Source organism: Streptomyces sp. NPDC029151, from assembly GCF_055564315.1.
In genome coordinates this window covers 98,262-113,309 of the sequence record NZ_JBVHWQ010000008.1, presented here as the reverse complement: position 1 = coordinate 113,309, position 15,048 = coordinate 98,262, and the positions used below count along the sequence as shown (strand labels likewise).

Annotated in this window: 14 protein-coding genes, 2 tRNA genes and 3 pseudogenes; 12 read left to right on the top strand and 7 right to left on the bottom strand. The window is 72.2% G+C overall.

Annotation, left to right across the window (positions count from 1 at the left end; genetic code table 11):
* Nucleotides 1-63: 63 nt before the first annotated feature.
* Nucleotides 64-576 carry an SSI family serine proteinase inhibitor gene (locus ACZ4VF_RS27685; protein ID WP_467929307.1) on the bottom strand — a complete coding sequence of 171 codons (513 nt, stop codon included), beginning with the start codon at nucleotides 574-576 and terminating at the stop codon, nucleotides 64-66.
* A gap of 198 nt (nucleotides 577-774) precedes the next feature.
* Here ACZ4VF_RS27685 and ACZ4VF_RS27680 point away from each other — a divergent pair.
* Nucleotides 775-865, top strand: a tRNA-Ser gene (locus ACZ4VF_RS27680).
* 204 nt (nucleotides 866-1,069) lie between these two features.
* Nucleotides 1,070-1,142, top strand: a tRNA-Arg gene (locus ACZ4VF_RS27675).
* A gap of 72 nt (nucleotides 1,143-1,214) precedes the next feature.
* Here the strand turns inward: ACZ4VF_RS27675 and ACZ4VF_RS27670 are convergent.
* Nucleotides 1,215-1,373: pseudogene (locus tag ACZ4VF_RS27670) on the bottom strand (site-specific integrase); the annotation flags it as partial.
* A 112-nt stretch (nucleotides 1,374-1,485) separates the two neighbouring features.
* Between ACZ4VF_RS27670 and ACZ4VF_RS27665 the strand changes: the two are divergent.
* A complete protein-coding gene (locus ACZ4VF_RS27665) occupies nucleotides 1,486-1,971 on the top strand; it encodes a hypothetical protein (protein ID WP_467929306.1) in 486 nt (161 codons plus the stop codon).
* Between the two features lie 103 nt (nucleotides 1,972-2,074).
* Here ACZ4VF_RS27665 and ACZ4VF_RS27660 read toward each other — a convergent pair whose 3' ends face one another.
* Both ACZ4VF_RS27660 and ACZ4VF_RS27655 read right to left on the bottom strand, forming a co-directional pair.
* The gene (locus ACZ4VF_RS27660) at nucleotides 2,075-2,341 is read right to left on the bottom strand and encodes a DUF6959 family protein (RefSeq protein ID WP_467929305.1); all 267 of its coding nucleotides are present in this window, start codon (nucleotides 2,339-2,341) and stop codon (nucleotides 2,075-2,077) included.
* 239 nt (nucleotides 2,342-2,580) lie between these two features.
* Nucleotides 2,581-3,072 carry a MarR family winged helix-turn-helix transcriptional regulator gene (locus tag ACZ4VF_RS27655; RefSeq protein WP_467929304.1) on the bottom strand — a complete coding sequence of 164 codons (492 nt, stop codon included), beginning with the start codon at nucleotides 3,070-3,072 and terminating at the stop codon, nucleotides 2,581-2,583.
* 85 nt (nucleotides 3,073-3,157) lie between these two features.
* Between ACZ4VF_RS27655 and ACZ4VF_RS27650 the strand changes: the two genes are divergently transcribed.
* The 9 genes from ACZ4VF_RS27650 to ACZ4VF_RS27610 all read left to right on the top strand — a co-directional run bounded on the left by ACZ4VF_RS27650 (nucleotide 3,158) and on the right by ACZ4VF_RS27610 (nucleotide 14,098).
* Complete coding sequence (locus ACZ4VF_RS27650) at nucleotides 3,158-3,523, top strand: HGxxPAAW family protein (RefSeq protein ID WP_467929302.1); 366 nt, start codon at nucleotides 3,158-3,160, stop codon at nucleotides 3,521-3,523.
* 66 nt (nucleotides 3,524-3,589) lie between these two features.
* The gene (locus ACZ4VF_RS27645) at nucleotides 3,590-4,618 is read left to right on the top strand and encodes a BRO-N domain-containing protein (RefSeq protein ID WP_467929300.1); all 1,029 of its coding nucleotides are present in this window, start codon (nucleotides 3,590-3,592) and stop codon (nucleotides 4,616-4,618) included.
* Between the two features lie 149 nt (nucleotides 4,619-4,767).
* On the top strand, nucleotides 4,768-5,643 hold the full coding sequence (locus ACZ4VF_RS27640; RefSeq protein WP_467929299.1) for a DUF2797 domain-containing protein: 876 nt from the start codon (nucleotides 4,768-4,770) through the stop codon (nucleotides 5,641-5,643).
* A 94-nt stretch (nucleotides 5,644-5,737) separates the two neighbouring features.
* Nucleotides 5,738-6,478 carry a response regulator transcription factor gene (locus tag ACZ4VF_RS27635; protein ID WP_467929298.1) on the top strand — a complete coding sequence of 247 codons (741 nt, stop codon included), beginning with the start codon at nucleotides 5,738-5,740 and terminating at the stop codon, nucleotides 6,476-6,478.
* The gene (locus ACZ4VF_RS27630; protein ID WP_467929297.1) at nucleotides 6,475-8,136 is read left to right on the top strand and encodes a sensor histidine kinase; all 1,662 of its coding nucleotides are present in this window, start codon (nucleotides 6,475-6,477) and stop codon (nucleotides 8,134-8,136) included. Before ACZ4VF_RS27635 ends, ACZ4VF_RS27630 begins: the two co-directional genes overlap by 4 nt.
* Before the next feature lie 14 nt (nucleotides 8,137-8,150).
* Complete coding sequence (locus ACZ4VF_RS27625; RefSeq protein ID WP_467929295.1) at nucleotides 8,151-9,686, top strand: bifunctional glycosyltransferase family 2/GtrA family protein; 1,536 nt, start codon at nucleotides 8,151-8,153, stop codon at nucleotides 9,684-9,686.
* Complete coding sequence (locus tag ACZ4VF_RS27620) at nucleotides 9,683-11,827, top strand: glycosyltransferase family 39 protein (RefSeq protein ID WP_467929294.1); 2,145 nt, start codon at nucleotides 9,683-9,685, stop codon at nucleotides 11,825-11,827. Before ACZ4VF_RS27625 ends, ACZ4VF_RS27620 begins: the two co-directional genes overlap by 4 nt.
* Before the next feature lie 68 nt (nucleotides 11,828-11,895).
* Complete coding sequence (locus ACZ4VF_RS27615; RefSeq protein WP_467929293.1) at nucleotides 11,896-13,293, top strand: MFS transporter; 1,398 nt, start codon at nucleotides 11,896-11,898, stop codon at nucleotides 13,291-13,293.
* Between the two features lie 46 nt (nucleotides 13,294-13,339).
* Entirely contained in the window at nucleotides 13,340-14,098 is a 759-nt protein-coding gene (locus ACZ4VF_RS27610; protein WP_467929291.1) for a TetR/AcrR family transcriptional regulator, read from the top strand.
* Between the two features lie 39 nt (nucleotides 14,099-14,137).
* Here the strand turns inward: ACZ4VF_RS27610 and ACZ4VF_RS27605 are convergent.
* From ACZ4VF_RS27605 to ACZ4VF_RS27595, 3 genes and pseudogenes are all read right to left on the bottom strand, one after another.
* Nucleotides 14,138-14,245: pseudogene (locus ACZ4VF_RS27605) on the bottom strand (PPOX class F420-dependent oxidoreductase); the annotation flags it as partial.
* Between the two features lie 89 nt (nucleotides 14,246-14,334).
* Nucleotides 14,335-14,442 (bottom strand): annotated as a pseudogene (locus ACZ4VF_RS27600) (PPOX class F420-dependent oxidoreductase); the annotation flags it as partial.
* Between the two features lie 89 nt (nucleotides 14,443-14,531).
* On the bottom strand, nucleotides 14,532-15,002 hold the full coding sequence (locus ACZ4VF_RS27595; protein WP_467929290.1) for a PPOX class F420-dependent oxidoreductase: 471 nt from the start codon (nucleotides 15,000-15,002) through the stop codon (nucleotides 14,532-14,534).
* Nucleotides 15,003-15,048 lie beyond the last annotated feature (46 nt).

Sequence of the window (15,048 nt, the reverse complement as noted above, 5' to 3'; positions counted from 1 at the left end):
CGCGCGGCGGCGGACTGCGCTCCTGTCCTCACCCGGCCGCGACCACGCGGCTGGCTCGCACGGCTACGACCGCGCGGACGTCCCCATCTCCGGCAGCAGCGGCACCATCCGGTCCCACCGCTCGATCTCGCACCCGTTGCCCCGGCCGTACGACGCGTCGACCGGGCGTCCGGCCCAGGTCCCGGTGACCCGGGCGGTGGCCGGCCCGCCGTAGAGCAGGGTGCAGGCGCTGTCCGGGGGCACCGGCGCGAAGGGGTCCCGGCCCCACCGCGTCCGCGCGTCGAGCACCCGGCAGGCCCCGGCGGCGTCCGGGTGCCGGCCGGAGCTGGGGTGGCAGGAGACCCGGTACGTCCCGTCCCGCCCCGCACCGGCGTGCCGGACCACGACGGTGAGGTGGTCCCCCTGGTCCTCGGGCCGCACGGGCGGCGGCAGGGCGTCCGCCGCGGCGGCGGGCGCGGCGGTGAGGGGGAGAAGGGGAACAAGGGGAAAAAGGGGAACGAGGGGCGCGAGGGGCGCGACGGCGCACAGGGACGTCAGCAGAAGGCGCCGTCCGGCGCCCGGCAGCACAGAGACCATGCCCGGTCCAACGCGGATCCGGCGCAGACGTTGCGCCCCGCCCCTCCCTCGGCCCTCCTCCGGTTCCCGCCCCGCCGGGCGAAGCCCTTTGCCCTGCGGCCCGGGTGCCTAGTACCGTGGGGGGCGATTGGTGACGCGGTGCTCGACTGTGTCATCATCTGCACGCACCATTCGCGCGCTCGCGTGAGCGGTTGTGCTGGAGGCGTCGCCTAGTCCGGTCTATGGCGCCGCACTGCTAATGCGGTTTGGGCCTTAAAGCCCATCGAGGGTTCAAATCCCTCCGCCTCCGCCCCGATCCCGAAGCCCCGGTCCCCAGGACCGGGGCTTCGGCGTTCCCCGGGTTCGGGTCCCTCCCCCGGGACTCAGGGCGTTTCCGCAGGTCACAAGGGGTGTGCGGATCGGATTTCACATGACGGCGGCAGTCATGTAATGTTCTTCCTGTCGCCGCGAGCGGGCCGAAAGGACCGGGAGCGGGGGCAAAACAAAAGAACAAGCACTCGTAGCTTAACGGATAGAGCATCTGACTACGGATCAGAAGGTTGCAGGTTCGAATCCTGCCGAGTGCACACAGGTTAGAGGCCCCGGATCACTCCGGGGCCTCTTGCGTTTCAGGGGCGTACAGCAGCGAAGTACAGCAACCGCGTCCGCAGGGCGAACATGTGGGTGAGGTTGCCCGGCTCGATCGGGGTGCCGTACTTCGTGGTGGAGATCAGCCCGCGCGTGTCCTGCCACGGATCACCGGCCGCCTTCCGGTCCCCGGTCTGCTGGGCGTGCCGCATCCGGAGCGCCCGGAGGCAGAACTCCGCAGACTTGGAGAACGTGTGCCCTGCGTCACGGCTCCTGGGCGGTCCGTGAGCTGCCTGAGGCAGCGCGCTAGCATCCCGCATGCCCATTCCCTGGAGATCCAGCGTGGACGTCTTCGCGCGCCTCTTGCTGCAGCGGGGGATCGAGCCCGATGCCGTACGCGGGGTCGATGCCGCTTGGGATGCCTTCGGCGAGTTCCTCCAGATCGAGGTCCAAGGGATCGAGCGGACCGAGAACGACGGTGACGGCTTCATCGTCGAGTGGGGCAGGTGGGGCTGGAACGACGACCAGCCTTCGCTGTCCTTCGGGCGACTGCTTGCCGTCAACGACGCCGGCGACCGTGATGACCCCGACTGGCAGCCGGAGTACTGGAAAGTGGAGCTGCAGCTCGTCTTCCCCGAGGACCCGGCATGGGCTGATATCGACAGCCTGGGTCATCAAGACACCGGGTTCGACTACGACGGGATCGGAGCGCCCAGGACGGCCGCGCTGGGAGAGATGCGCCGGTTCGTCGAGTCCTACCCCCAGTTGGCTGCGATGTGGCGAGCCGAGCCCACTCGCAGCGGCTTGACCCTTGAGCAAGCGGGGTAGCTGCCGCGCCCAACCGCCTCTGTCCAGTAGCCACCGGGCAGGACAAGAGGCCCCGGAGAGATCCGGGGCTCTTGCGTGTCGGGGACGTACGGCAGAGAAGTGCTCAGTAGGGCCGGGGGATGTCGTGCTCCCGCAAGGCGTCCGCGTAACGCGTCAGCAGAGCGTCGAGGTTCGTGAGGAGCAGGCCGGCCGAGTCCCGGGCCTCGGCCAGGTCGCCGCGCTCGCACGCCTCTGCCACCTCGGCCAGATCGCTGCGGAGGATGTGGAGGGAGTCGCCCTGCATCAAGACGCCCGGGAACCTCCGACCGGGCAGGCGGACCACGGCGTCGTTGCCACCGTCGGTGAACAGCTCTGCCTCGACGCGCTCCATCAGGCCATCCAACCCGACACTGATGCGGCCGGGTGGTGAGGGGGGTGGGGTCCGCGGCCTGCGACATGGTCCCGAGGTGGCTCCCGGGGACGTTTGTGCCCACCCCCCTTGACCGCGGACCTCGAAGGTTCTCCGGCCGGTCTCTCTCCAGCAGGCAAGCTAGCAGGGGGCACTGACAACGGGGCCGCGGGCGGGAGTTGGCCTCGGTTCGTTCCGGGGTCCGGCGTGTTCCGGGCCGCTCAGCACTCCTCGTCCGGGTCGTTCCGGTTCAGCTTCTCCAGGTATTCGTGGGCCAGGTCCGTGGCGCGGGTGAACCAGTCGGTGATGATCGCCAGTTCGGCCGGGGAGTAGTCGGCGAAGAGGGCCGTCAGGCGCTTGTAGTGGCCCGCGAACACCGCCTCGACGCGGGTGACGGCGTCCGGTACGGCGGCCACGCGGACCCGGCGGCGGTCCGTGGGGTCGGGGCGGCGGGTGACGTAGCCGGCGCGTTCCAGGCGGTTGAGGATGCCGGTGACCGCGCCGGTGGTGACGTGGGCGCGGGCCGCGAGGTCGCCCGCCGTCAGCAGCTCGTCGCCGGCCTCCAGCACGAAGCCGAAACAGGTCAGGTCGGTGACGGTCAGTCCCAGCCGCCGGGCCAGCTCCTGCTGTCCGATGAGGTGGGCGGCGATGAGGTGGTCCATCGCCGACAGTGCCTGGGCCGGGGTGGCGGGCGGGCGCGGCGTGCCGTGCATCTTTCGTAATCCCTTAGTTCGTGAGATATTCGGAGTGAAACTTCTTAGTCCGTGAGGTACTGGTTTCGTCGCTGGAGGCGGCTCCATGAGTCTGTACGACGAGGGTCACACGATCGCCGGCTGGACCGGCTTCGGCATCGCGGCCGTGGGCGGCGCTGTGGTCGGGTGGGGGGTGTGCGCGGCCTCGCTGCCACTGGTCGCCGGGGGACTCGCCGTCGTCGCGGTGAGCGTTCTGGTCACCTGGGCCCTCCATGTCTCCGGCTGGGGCAAGCCGCCCGGCGTGCGGCCGCGCGGGCAGTGGGGGATGCGGGTCCGCGACGCGCAGGCCCGCGAGGGTCACGCCGGATGCGTCGGCTGCCGGCTCGCGGGGCGGGGGCGGACGAGACGGGCCGGGGTGCCGACGCCGGAGACGATTCCTGCCGAATCGATCCCTCTGTCCCCTATCGAGTGAACGAGCTTTCTTCGAACGGCAGTTGCGTCCCGCTGACCCTAGCTTCCGGCGTGGAGGTGATGCTCGGTGAACGAGCGGAACGACACCCCGCCGGAACAGCCGGTGGGGCGCGGGCAGGACGCGATCGACATCAACGACTTCGTGTTCGCGGCCACGGGGACGCGGGTACGGAGGCTGACGCTGCCGGACGGGGAGCACTGGTTCCCGGCGGTGGACGTGGCGGGCAACCTGGGGTATTCCAACACGCGTGACGCTCTCAGGTCGCACGTCGACCCGAGTTTGCAAATGACTTTGGGTGAGATTGCGCAAGGTGTCGGTACAGCCGACACCTTGCGCAAACTAGCAGGTCACAGGCTTCAACGCTCGATGAGGATGGTGAACCTCAAGGGGCTCGTCCAGCTCGTCAACGCCTGCACCAAGCCCGAGTGCAGACCTTTTAAAGCGTGGGTGAGCGAGGTCGTCGAGACCATCCAGCGCGACGGTTCCTACAGTCTCGACCCCGCCCCGGTGCAGCCCGCCCCGGACGGCACCACCGCCTACCTCATGCCCCGGGAGGTCGCCGACGCGATCGTCCGGCTGGAGGAGCGGAACATCCGGGCGGACGAGGAGCTGGTGGTGGCGCAGGCCGAGCGGATCGAGCAGATGCGCCGGGCGAACGACCGCCTCGGCCGGATCGACGACCGCCTCGGTGGGATCGGTGAGAACCTCGGCCGGATCGACGACCGCCTCGGAAGCCTCACCGAACGCGTCGGCGGGGTGCACGACGTGCTCGGCCGGATCGCCGACGCGCTCGATCTCATCGCCGACCGGCTGCGGCCGCCGGGCACCGGGCAGGCCTCCGTCACCCCACGGCAGCTCCTCGCGACCTGGCGGGCGAAGAACCTGGTCGTCACCGACGACGTGCACGCCGTGGCGGCGTACCTCGCGCCGGCGCTGGTGCGCGGGCCGGTGCACTGCCGGATGGAAGAGGTCGCGGACCGCACGGGGCTCACGCTCGACCGGGTCCATGACTGCGTGCGCATGCTGGTCAAGCGGGGCTGCATGCGGCAGACGGGTCTCGGGGCGGGCGGCGTGCCGGTGTTCGCGCTGCCGTAGCCCCCGTCACGACCGGGCCGTAGCCCCCGTCACGGCTGTGAGGAGGCCCGAAGTCGCAGAACTCGGTTGCGGCTTCGGGCCCTCCGGCACCGTACACCCGTCCCGCCCGCCCCGGCCGCTGTCAGACCCACCCTCTACCCTCACGAGTGATGGCACAGGTGTGGAAGTGCTCCGGGCTGCGCTGGCCGGCCGAGGGTGGTCCGGTGCTGGAGTGGGACGGCGGGCGGCGCAGTGCGCTGCCCCGGGGAAAACGGGTCGCCTTCACCGTGCCGGACGGGGCCGTGCGCAGGTGCGTGGGGGCGCGGGGGAACGCGTGTGCAGTGCGGGCGGTCGTGCCGGGCAGGAGTACGGGGGCCCGGTGCGAGGAGTGCGCGCGGCTGGACCGGGCGCACTCGGTGGCCGCCGACACGCTCGCGGACGATCCGCGGCCGTACCGGGTGTACCTGGCGTGGTTCGGACCGGGGATGGTGAAGGTCGGGATCACCGCCCGGGAGCGCGGGCCGGCCCGGCTGCTGGAGCAGGGTGCCGTCTGTTTCAGCTGGCTCGGCACCGGCCCGCTGATGGCCGCGCGGCGTACCGAGGAGCTGCTGCGGGCCGCGCTGCGGGTACCGGACCGGATTCCGTACGCCGAGAAGCGGGCGGTGCGGTCGGCGCTGCCCGCGACGGAGGAGGAGCGTGCCGCCGAGGTGCGGGACCTGCACGCCAGAGCCGTCGCCCTGACCGGGTGGCCGGAGTCCCTGCGGCCCGAGCCCTGCCAAGTAGTGGACCACGCAAGCGATTTCGGGATCGGCGCGGGGCCGGCGGCCTTCGGTGAGGTGGTGGAGCTCGTTCCGGGCGGGCGGGTCGGCGGTGAGCTGCTCGCCGTCGCCGGGCCGGATCTGCATCTGGCGGTCGGCGAGCGCGGGGCCGTCGTGCTCGACACCAGGCTGTTGACCGGCTGGGAGCTGGTGGCGGCGGAAGCGGTGGCCGGTGGATGCACCTTTCCCGTAAGGGAGTTGAGGAGGGAGCCGGACGGTCTGTTCTGACCGGGGCGGCGCCTGCGGGACGCCTGTGTGTTTCTCAGGGAAATCACAGACTGTGGAAAGCGTCCTCTCAGAGGGCCTCGCCAGGGTGTCCGCCATGACCACGACCTCGCCCCAGGGGCGCACCGAACTGCTGAGGCCGGACGGGAGCCCCGTCCGGGTGCTTGTGGTGGACGACGAGCTGTCGATCACCGAACTGCTGAGCATGGCCCTCCGCTATGAGGGCTGGCAGATCAGGAGTGCGGGGGACGGGCAGGGGGCCGTGCAGGCGGCCCGTGAGTTCCGGCCCGACGCCGTCGTGCTCGACATGATGCTGCCCGACATGGACGGGCTCGCCGTCCTCGGGCGGCTGCGCCGTGAGCTGCCCGACGTGCCGGTCCTCTTCCTCACCGCCAAGGACGCGGTGGAGGACCGTATCGCCGGGCTCACCGCCGGTGGCGACGACTATGTCACCAAGCCCTTCAGCCTGGAGGAGGTCGTGGCCCGGCTGCGCGGGCTGATCCGCAGGTCCGGGGCCGCCGACCGGCGGTCCGACTCCGTGCTCGTCGTCGGCGACCTGACCCTGGACGAGGACAGCCACGAGGTGTCGCGGGCCGGGGATTCGATCCACCTCACCGCCACCGAGTTCGAGCTGCTGCGCTTCCTCATGCGCAACCCCCGGCGGGTGCTGAGCAAGGCGCAGATCCTGGACCGCGTGTGGTCGTACGACTTCGGCGGGCAGGCCAATGTGGTCGAGCTGTACATCTCCTATCTGCGGCGGAAGATCGACGCCGGGCGGGAGCCGATGATCCACACCCGGCGCGGCGCCGGATACCTGATCAAGCCCGCCGTGTCATGAGCCGCCGGCGCCGGCCGGATCGGCAGCGACGCAGGGCGCGGCAGCAGCGGCAGAAGCGGCGGGCACGGCAGCCGCGCACCCTGCGGACCCGGCTCGTCGTCGCCTCCGTGACGCTGATCGCCGTGGTGTGCGCGGTGATCGGCACGGTGACCACGCTGGCGCTGCGCACGCACCTCTACGACCAGTTGGAGGGCAAGGTCACCGAGATCGCCATGCGCGCGGTCGGTCACCCGCAGGAGCCGGGCGGCGCGGGGAGCCCGGGTGCGCCCCAGGTGCCCGGCGCCACCACCCCGAGCAGCAAGGTGGAGAGCCTGCTGACGAAGGGGCCGACCCCGTTCGGCGCCGTCGCCGCCGCCGTGCGGAACTCCTCGGTCAGCAGCGCGGCCGTCGCCCGGCAGCAGAACGACGACAACGGCTTCTTCAAGCGGTCCCGGGCCGACAGCCTGAACACCGCGCAGAAGGCGGCGCTCGGCACGGTGCCCAAGGACGGCGCGGCGCACACCGTGGAGATCCCGGGGCTCGGCGACTACCTCGTCACCTACAGGGCGAGCCGGGACAGCGTCGACGCCTTCTACGTCGGCCTGCCCACCAAGGACACCGACGACAACATCGACACCCTCATCCTGGTCGAGGTCAGTGTCACCGCCGCCGGTCTCGTCGCCGCCGGTATCGCCGGCTACGTGCTCGTCGGCGTGGCCACCCGCCCGCTGCGCCGGGTCGCCGCCACCGCGACCCGGGTCTCCGAGCTGCCGCTGCACACCGGCGAGGTGCGGCTGAGCGAGCGGGTGCCGGAGGCGGAGTGCGATCCGCACACCGAGGTCGGCCGGGTCGGTGCCGCGCTCAACCGCATGCTGGACCACGTCCACGGCGCCCTGCACGCCCGGCAGCAGAGCGAGACACGGGTCCGGCAGTTCGTCGCCGACGCCAGCCACGAGCTGCGCACCCCGCTCGCCTCCATCCGGGGGTACGCGGAACTCACCCGGCGCGGACGGGAGCAGGTCGGACCCGACACCCGGCACGCGCTCGGCCGGATCGAGTCCGAGGCGGGACGGATGACCCTGCTGGTCGAGGACCTGCTGCTGCTCGCCCGGCTCGACGCCGGGCGCCCGCTCCGGTTCGAGCACACCGACCTGATCCCGCTGGTCGTGGACACGGTCAGCGACTCCCGTGCGGCCGGCATGGACCACAACTGGCGGCTCGACCTGCCCGAGGAACCGGCAACGGTGTCGGCGGACGCGGCCCGGATCCAGCAGGTGCTGGTCAACCTGCTGGGCAACGCCCGCAAGCACACCCCGCCCGGTACGACGGTCACCGCCCGCGTGCAGCGGCGCGGGCCGTGGATGTGCGTCGACGTGGAGGACGACGGCCCGGGGATCCCGGCGGAGCTGCTGCCGCACGTCTTCGAGCGGTTCGCGCGCGGGGACTCCGCGCGGTCCCGGGCCACCGGTTCCACGGGGCTCGGGCTCGCCATCGTGCAGGCCGTGGCCGCCGCGCACGGCGGCGCGGTGACCGCGGACAGCGTGCCGGGGCGGACGGTGTTCACCGTGCACCTGCCCGCGGTCGGTCCGGCCGCTCCCCGGCCGGAGTCCGCGGGGGACCGGCAGCCGCACTCACAGGCACAGCACAGCGCCGCCACACGGGTGCGACAGGCCACCTGACCAGAGTCGGTGCCATGCGAACCGACTCTTCTCCCGGCACCCTGCCGGCGCGGGAGCACCTCCCGGCCGGAGACGCCGGTACGCCTGTCCTGGACGTAGTGGTCCCCGTCTACAACGAGGAGAAGGACCTCCAGCCGTGCGTCCGCAGACTGCACGAGCACCTCGCGCGCACCTTCCCGTACGCGTTCCGCATCACGATCGCGGACAACGCGTCCACGGACACCACCCCGCTGGTGGCGGCGCGGCTGGAGGCGGAGATCCCCGAGGTCACCACCTTCCGCCTGGAGCAGAAGGGCCGGGGGCGGGCCCTGCGGACCGTGTGGTCCGCGTCCGAGGCGCCGGTCCTCGCCTACATGGACGTGGACCTGTCCACCGACCTCAACGCCCTGCTGCCGCTGGTGGCGCCGCTCATCTCCGGCCACTCCGACCTGGCGATCGGCTCCCGGCTCGCCCGCAGCTCCCGCGTCGTGCGCGGCCCCAAGCGGGAGTTCGTCAGCCGGGCCTACAACCTGATCCTGCGCGGTTCGCTCCAGGCCCGTTTCTCGGACGCGCAGTGCGGGTTCAAGGCGATCCGGCGCGATGTGGCGCAGGTGCTGCTGCCGCTGGTGGAGGACACCGGCTGGTTCTTCGACACCGAGATGCTGGTGCTGGCCGAGCGGGCGGGGCTGAGGATCCACGAGGTGCCGGTCGACTGGGTCGACGACCCCGACTCCACCGTGCACATCGTCAGGACGGCCACCGACGACCTCAAGGGCGTGTGCCGGGTCGGCAGGGCGCTGGCCACCGGCTCGCTGCCGCTGGACCGGCTGACCCGGCCCTTCGGTGACGACCCGCGCGACCGTGAACTGACCGACGTGCCCAAGGGGCTGGCCCGCCAGCTGGTCGGCTTCTGCGTGGTCGGCGTCCTGTCCACGCTCTTCTACCTGCTGCTGTACGGCGTCTTCCGGCAGTTCTCCGGCTCCCAGCCCGCCAACGCGCTCGCGCTGCTGGTCTCGGCCGTCGCCAACACGGCCGCCAACCGCCGGCTCACCTTCGGCGTGCGCGGCCGGGGCGGCGCGGTACGGCACCAGGCGCAGGGTCTGGTCGTCTTCGGCATCGGCCTCGCGCTGACCAGCGGTTCGCTCGCCGCCCTGGGCGCGGCCACCGACAGCCCGGCGCACTCGACCGAGCTGGCGGTGCTCGTCGCGGCCAACCTCGCGGCGACCGTGCTGCGGTTCCTGCTCTACCGCGCCTGGGTCTTCCCGGACCGCGGACGGACCGGCCCCGGCGCCCCGGCCGCCCCCGTCACGGTCGCCGCCGCGCACGCCCCGGCCGGCCCGCCGTACCGCACGCCGGACCCGCACGCACCGCTGCCGCAGCGCCCGGTGCCGTACCAGCAGCCGTACCAGCAGCCGTACGAGCGGCAGCCGTACGAGCGGCAGGCGAACGAGCAGCAGGCGAACGAGCGGCAGACGTACTCGCAGCGGTCGTACGAGCCGGAGCCGTACGGCGCGACCGTGCGGTTGCAGCCGGTACCCCCTCACGACACCGACCCGGAGGACGCCCGATGACCAGTACGACCGTCTGGGGACCGCCTCCGGCCGCACCCTCGCGGGCATCCGGGGCCGGCCGGCCCCGGCAGCCGTTCCCGCGCCGGCTGTGGCGTGGCCGGCCCGAGGACCCCCGCTGGGCCCGCCCGGCACTCCTCGGCCTGCTCGCCGCGACCCTGCTGCTGTACCTGTACGACCTCAGCGCCTCCGGCTACGCCAACTCCTTCTACTCGGCGGCCGTCCAGGCGGGCAGCACCTCCTGGAAGGCGTTCTTCTTCGGTTCGCTGGACGCGGGCAACGCCATCACCGTCGACAAGCCCCCGGCCTCGCTGTGGCCGATGGAGCTGTCGGTACGGATCTTCGGCCTCCGCTCCTGGGCGATCCTCGCGCCCGAGGTGCTGATGGGCGTGGCCGGCGTCGCCGTCGTGTACGCGGCCGTGCGCCGCCGGTTCAGCCCCGTGGCGGGTCTGATCGCGGGCGCGGTGCTCGCGCTCACCCCGGTCGCGGCGCTGATGTTCCGGTTCAACAACCCGGACGCCCTGCTGGCGCTGCTGATGTCCGTGGCCTGCTACCTCGTCGTCCGCGCGGTGGAGGACGGCCGGACCAAGTGGCTGGTGTGGGCCGGGATCGCGATCGGTTTCGCGTTCCTCGCCAAGACGCTCCAGGCGTTCCTGATCCTGCCGCCGCTGGCGGTCGTGTACGCGGTGTGCGCCCCCGTCCCGCTGCGGAGGCGGTGGGGGCAGCTGGCCGCGGCGACGCTCGCGCTGGTCGTCTCCGGCGGCTGGTGGGTGGCGGTCGTCGAGCTGTGGCCGGCCTCGTCCCGCCCGTACGTCGGCGGCTCGCAGAACAACAGCTTCCTGGAGCTGACCTTCGGCTACAACGGTCTCGGCCGGCTCAACGGCGAGGAGACCGGCAGCGTGGGCGGCGGTGGCGGCGGGGGCGGCACCGGCATGTGGGGCGAGACCGGCTGGAACCGGATGTTCAACTCCGAGGTCGGCGGCCAGATCTCCTGGCTGCTGCCCTCCGCCCTCATCCTGCTCGCCGCCAGCCTGGTGGCCACCCGCCGGCTGCGCAGGACGTCCGTCACCCGGGCCTCGTTCCTCGTCTGGGGCGGCTCGCTGCTGACGACCGTGGTGGTGTTCAGCTACATGGCGGGCATCTTCCACCAGTACTACACCGTGGCCCTCGCCCCCTACCTCGCCGTCGTCGTCGGCATGGGCACGGGTCTGCTGTGGGAGAGGCGGCGGGAGCCGTGGGCGTCGGTCACCCTCGCCGCGTCCGTGGTCGCGGCGGCGGCCTGGGGGTACGTCCTCCTCAACCGCACGCCGGACTACCTGCCGTGGCTGAAGTGGCTGGTGCTGGTCGGCGGGCTGACCGCCGCGCTCGGCCTGGTCTTCGCCGGCCGGCTCACCCGGCGCCTGGCCCTGGGCGCGGCGGCCGCCGGTCTCGTGGCCGCACTGGCCGGTCCGACGGCGTACACCCTGAGCACCCTTCAGGTGGGCCACACCGGCTCGATCGTCACGGCCGGCCCGGCGGGCGCGAGCGTGATGGGGGGCCGGGGCGGCGGCCCCGGCGGTGGTCCCGGCGCCGGTGGCGGCATGCGGGACGGCTTCGGCGGCGGGATGCCCGGGCAGCAGGGCGGCCAGGGCCGGCAGGGCAACGGGTTCCCGGGGGCCGGTGGCTTCGGTGGCGGCATGCCGGGGCAGAACGGCCGGCAGGGTCAGCGAAACGGCAACGGCAACGGCAACGGGTTCCCGGGTGGCGGTCGTACGGGCGAGGGCGGCATGGGCGGTGGTGCCGGCGGCCTGCTGAACGGCACGAGCGTGTCGTCCGGGGCGAAGAAGCTGCTGGAGCGGGACGCCGGGAAGTACACCTGGGCCGCCGCGTCCGTCGGCTCCCAGAACGCGGCCGGCTACCAGCTCGCCACGGGCGAACCCGTCATGGCGATCGGCGGCTTCAACGGCACCGACCCCTCCCCGACACCGGCCCGGTTCAAGAAGTACGTCGAGGAAGGGAGGATCCACTACTTCATCGCCGGCGGCGGCATGGGCGGCGGCGGCGACAGCGGGACCGCCTCCGCGATCAGCGCGTGGGTGCAGAGCACCTTCAAGAAGGTGACGGTGGGGTCGGCGACCTTCTACGACCTCACCCAGAAGGCCTGAGACCCCGTCCGGGGCCTGGCCGGTAACTGTGTTGTACACCGTATAGCGACGGCTATACGGTGTACGGCATGTCCACACCCGCTCCCGCCCACCAGGGCCACGCCCAGCGCTGGCTGATCCTCGGCGTCATCTGTCTCGCGCAGCTCACCGTGCTGCTCGACAACACGGTCCTGAACGTGGCGATCCCCTCGCTCACCCGCGAGCTGCACGCGAAGACCTCCGACATCCAGTGGATGATCAACGCTTACTCCCTGGTGCAGTCCGGCCTGCTGCTCACCGCCGGCAGCGCGGCAGACCGTTACGGCCGCAAGAAGATGCTCATCACGGGGCTCGCCCTGTTCGGCGTCGGCTCGCTCGTGGCCGGACTCGCGGGCAGCACCTCCCAGCTGATCGCCGCACGGGCCGGCATGGGCATCGGTGGCGCGCTGCTGATGACGACCACGCTGGCCGTGGCGATGCAGATCTTCTCCCCGGAGGAGCAGCCGAAGGCGATCGGCATCTGGAGCGCGGTCAACGCGCTCGGCTTCGCCGGCGGCCCGCTGATCGGCGGTTTCGTGCTCGACCACTTCTGGTGGGGCGCGATCTTCCTGATCAACCTGCCGGTCGCGGCGCTGGGCCTGGTCGCGGTGGTCGCCCTCGTCCCCGAGTCCAAGAACCCGCGCGGTGACCGCCCGGACCTGCTGGGCGCGCTGCTGTCCACCATCGGCATGGCCGCGCTCGTCTACGCGATCATCTCCGGCCCGGGGCACGGCTGGACGTCGGCGCGGGTGCTCACGACGGCGGCCGTGGCGGTGCTGGTGCTGGGTGCCTTCGCCTGGTGGGAGAGCAGGGTGGAGGAGCCCATGCTCGACATGCACTTCTTCCGGGACCGGCGCTTCACGGGCGCGGTCGCCGGGGCCGTGCTCATCGTGTTCGGCATGGGCGGCGCGCTGTTCCTGCTGACGCAGCACCTCCAGTTCGTGCTCGGCTACACGCCGTTGGAGGCCGGCCTGCGGACCGCTCCGCTGGCGCTGACGGTGGTCGTCCTCAACTTCAGCGGCCTGTCGGCGAAGTGGTCGACGCGGCTCGGCACTCCGGTGTCGATCGCGCTGGGGATGGTGTGCATGGCCGGTGGCCTGGTGGCCATCGCCGAGGTGGACAAGGGCGGCTACGCGGGGACGCTGCTCGGGCTGCTGCTGATCGGCGCGGGGTGCGCGGTGGCGAACCCGGCCATGGCGCACGCCATCATGAGCGCGATCCCTCCGGAGAAGGCCGGTGTCGGGGCCGGGATCAACGGCACGCTGGCGGAGTTCGGGAACGGACTCGGTGTGGCCGTGCTGGGTGCCGTGCTCAGCTCCTCCGTGGCGTCGGGGGAGTCGTTGTCCGCGGGGCTGGGGACCGGGCAGCTGGTCGGAGCCGTCGCGGTGCTGCTGGGCGGGTTCGTGGCGGCGGGGCTGCTGCGGCGGGCGGAGAGGGTCTCCGTCTGACAGCCCTAAGGTGGGGACAGCGGCCGGTTTCGAGAAAGGTGCGCCGGTGACGAAGCAGGCAGGTCGGTCGGCCCGGGACAGCGTGTGGCGGGAGGGCGGCCCCCGTCGGGGCGGGCGCAGCGGGCAGCCCTCGGGGCTGGACCGGGAACGGATCACCGCGGCTTCGGTGCGGCTGCTGGACGCCGAGGGGCTCGCCAAGTTCTCCATGCGGCGGCTGGCGGCCGAGCTGAACGTCACCGCGATGTCCCTGTACTGGTACGTCGACACCAAGGACGACCTGCTCGAACTCGCCCTGGACGCGGCCTTCGCCGAGCTGCGGCTGCCCGATCCGGAGAACGCGGACGAGGACTGGCGGGAACAGCTGAGGGCGCTGGCCACGGCGTACCGGCGGCTGCTGTTCCTGCACCCCTGGCTGTCCCCGCTGGCCGGCCGCTTCCTCAACATCGGCCCGAACGCGCTCGCGTTCTCCCGGGTGGTCCAGCGGGTCGTCCGCCGGGCGGGGCTGCCGGCGCACGGGGTGACCGGGGCGATCTCGGCCGTCTTCCAGTTCGTGTACGGCTTCGGGACGATCGAGGGACACTTCTTCGCCCGGATCGCGGACACCGGGCTGAGCCCCGACGAATACTTCGAGCAGGCCATGGCCGTCGTGGACGAGGTGCCGGGCTCCGGCGACGTCATGAAGATGTCCAAGGACCTGATGGCGGCGCGCGGCGGCGACACGGTGGCCGAGATGCTGGACCGCGACTTCACCTTCGCCCTGGACCTGCTGGTCGCCGGCATCGAGGCGATGGTCGCCCGCGGCTGACCGCTCCCCCGTCACCACCCGCGCCGGGAACGGGGACGGTCAGTCGTCGGTGGCGAGTCGGGCGGGGAAGCCGCCGGTGGCCACCGGGCCCCAGCGTTCGGGTGTCACCCGGATGACGGGCTTGCCCTGCCTGACCATCGCCTGCCGGGCCCCTTCTCGTCTGCCCCTCTCGCGCTGCTGCGCAGGCTTCGGGGGGCTGTGGCGGACTCCGTCCGCCGGTTCGGTGTGGGGGACGGTCAGTCGTCGGTGGCGAGTCGGGCGGGGAAGCCGCCGGTGGCCACCGGGCCCCAGCGTTCGGGTGTCACCCGGATGACGGACTTGCCCTGCCTGACCATCGCCTGCCGGGCCCCTTCTCGTCTGCCCCCCTCGCGCTGCTGCGCAGGCTTCGGGGGGCTGTGGCGGACTCCGTCCGCCGGTTCGGTGTGGGGGGTGGTCAGTCGTTGGTGGCGAGTCGGGCGGGGAAGCCTCCGGTGGCCACCGGGCCCCAGCGTTCGGGTGTCACCCGGATGACGGACTTGCCCTGCCTGACCATCGCCTGCCGGTACTCGTCCCAGTCGGGGTGTTCGCCGGCGATGTTGCGGTAGTACTCGACCAGGGGTTCCACCGAGTCGGGGGCGTCGACGACCTCGGCCGTGCCGTCGACCTGGACCCAGGGGCCGTTCCAGTCGTCGCTCAGGACGACCAGGCTGACCCGGGGGTCCCGCTTGGCGTTGCGGGTCTTGGCACGCTCCGGGTAGGTGGAGGCGACGATCCGGCCGGAGTCGTCCACCCCGCAGGTCAGCGGGGATGCCTGCGGGGAGCCGTCGGCCCGGCGAGTGATCAGCAGGGCGCGGTGGCGGGGCCGTACGAAGTCCAGCAGCTCGTCCAGCGATACACGGGTGTTGGTAGCGATGTTCGGTGCCATGACAGCACCCTAGGGGCAGCGGCCGCCCCTGTGGGTGACCCTGTCG

Bases quoted from the DNA above. Each gene is read 5' to 3' on its own strand.
- ACZ4VF_RS27660 (WP_467929305.1), bottom strand. From the start codon at position 2,341: ATGGAGCGCGTCGAGGCAGAGCTGTTCACCGACGGTGGCAACGACGCC.
- ACZ4VF_RS27635 (WP_467929298.1), top strand. From the start codon at position 5,738: ATGACCACGACCTCGCCCCAGGGGCGCACCGAACTGCTGAGGCCGGAC.
- ACZ4VF_RS27615 (WP_467929293.1), top strand. From the start codon at position 11,896: ATGTCCACACCCGCTCCCGCCCACCAGGGCCACGCCCAGCGCTGGCTG.
- ACZ4VF_RS27595 (WP_467929290.1), bottom strand. From the start codon at position 15,002: ATGGCACCGAACATCGCTACCAACACCCGTGTATCGCTGGACGAGCTG.
- ACZ4VF_RS27640 (WP_467929299.1), top strand. From the start codon at position 4,768: ATGGCACAGGTGTGGAAGTGCTCCGGGCTGCGCTGGCCGGCCGAGGGT.
- ACZ4VF_RS27630 (WP_467929297.1), top strand. From the start codon at position 6,475: ATGAGCCGCCGGCGCCGGCCGGATCGGCAGCGACGCAGGGCGCGGCAG.
- ACZ4VF_RS27655 (WP_467929304.1), bottom strand. From the start codon at position 3,072: ATGCACGGCACGCCGCGCCCGCCCGCCACCCCGGCCCAGGCACTGTCG.
- ACZ4VF_RS27650 (WP_467929302.1), top strand. From the start codon at position 3,158: ATGAGTCTGTACGACGAGGGTCACACGATCGCCGGCTGGACCGGCTTC.
- ACZ4VF_RS27620 (WP_467929294.1), top strand. From the start codon at position 9,683: ATGACCAGTACGACCGTCTGGGGACCGCCTCCGGCCGCACCCTCGCGG.
- ACZ4VF_RS27625 (WP_467929295.1), top strand. From the start codon at position 8,151: ATGCGAACCGACTCTTCTCCCGGCACCCTGCCGGCGCGGGAGCACCTC.
- ACZ4VF_RS27685 (WP_467929307.1), bottom strand. From the start codon at position 576: ATGGTCTCTGTGCTGCCGGGCGCCGGACGGCGCCTTCTGCTGACGTCC.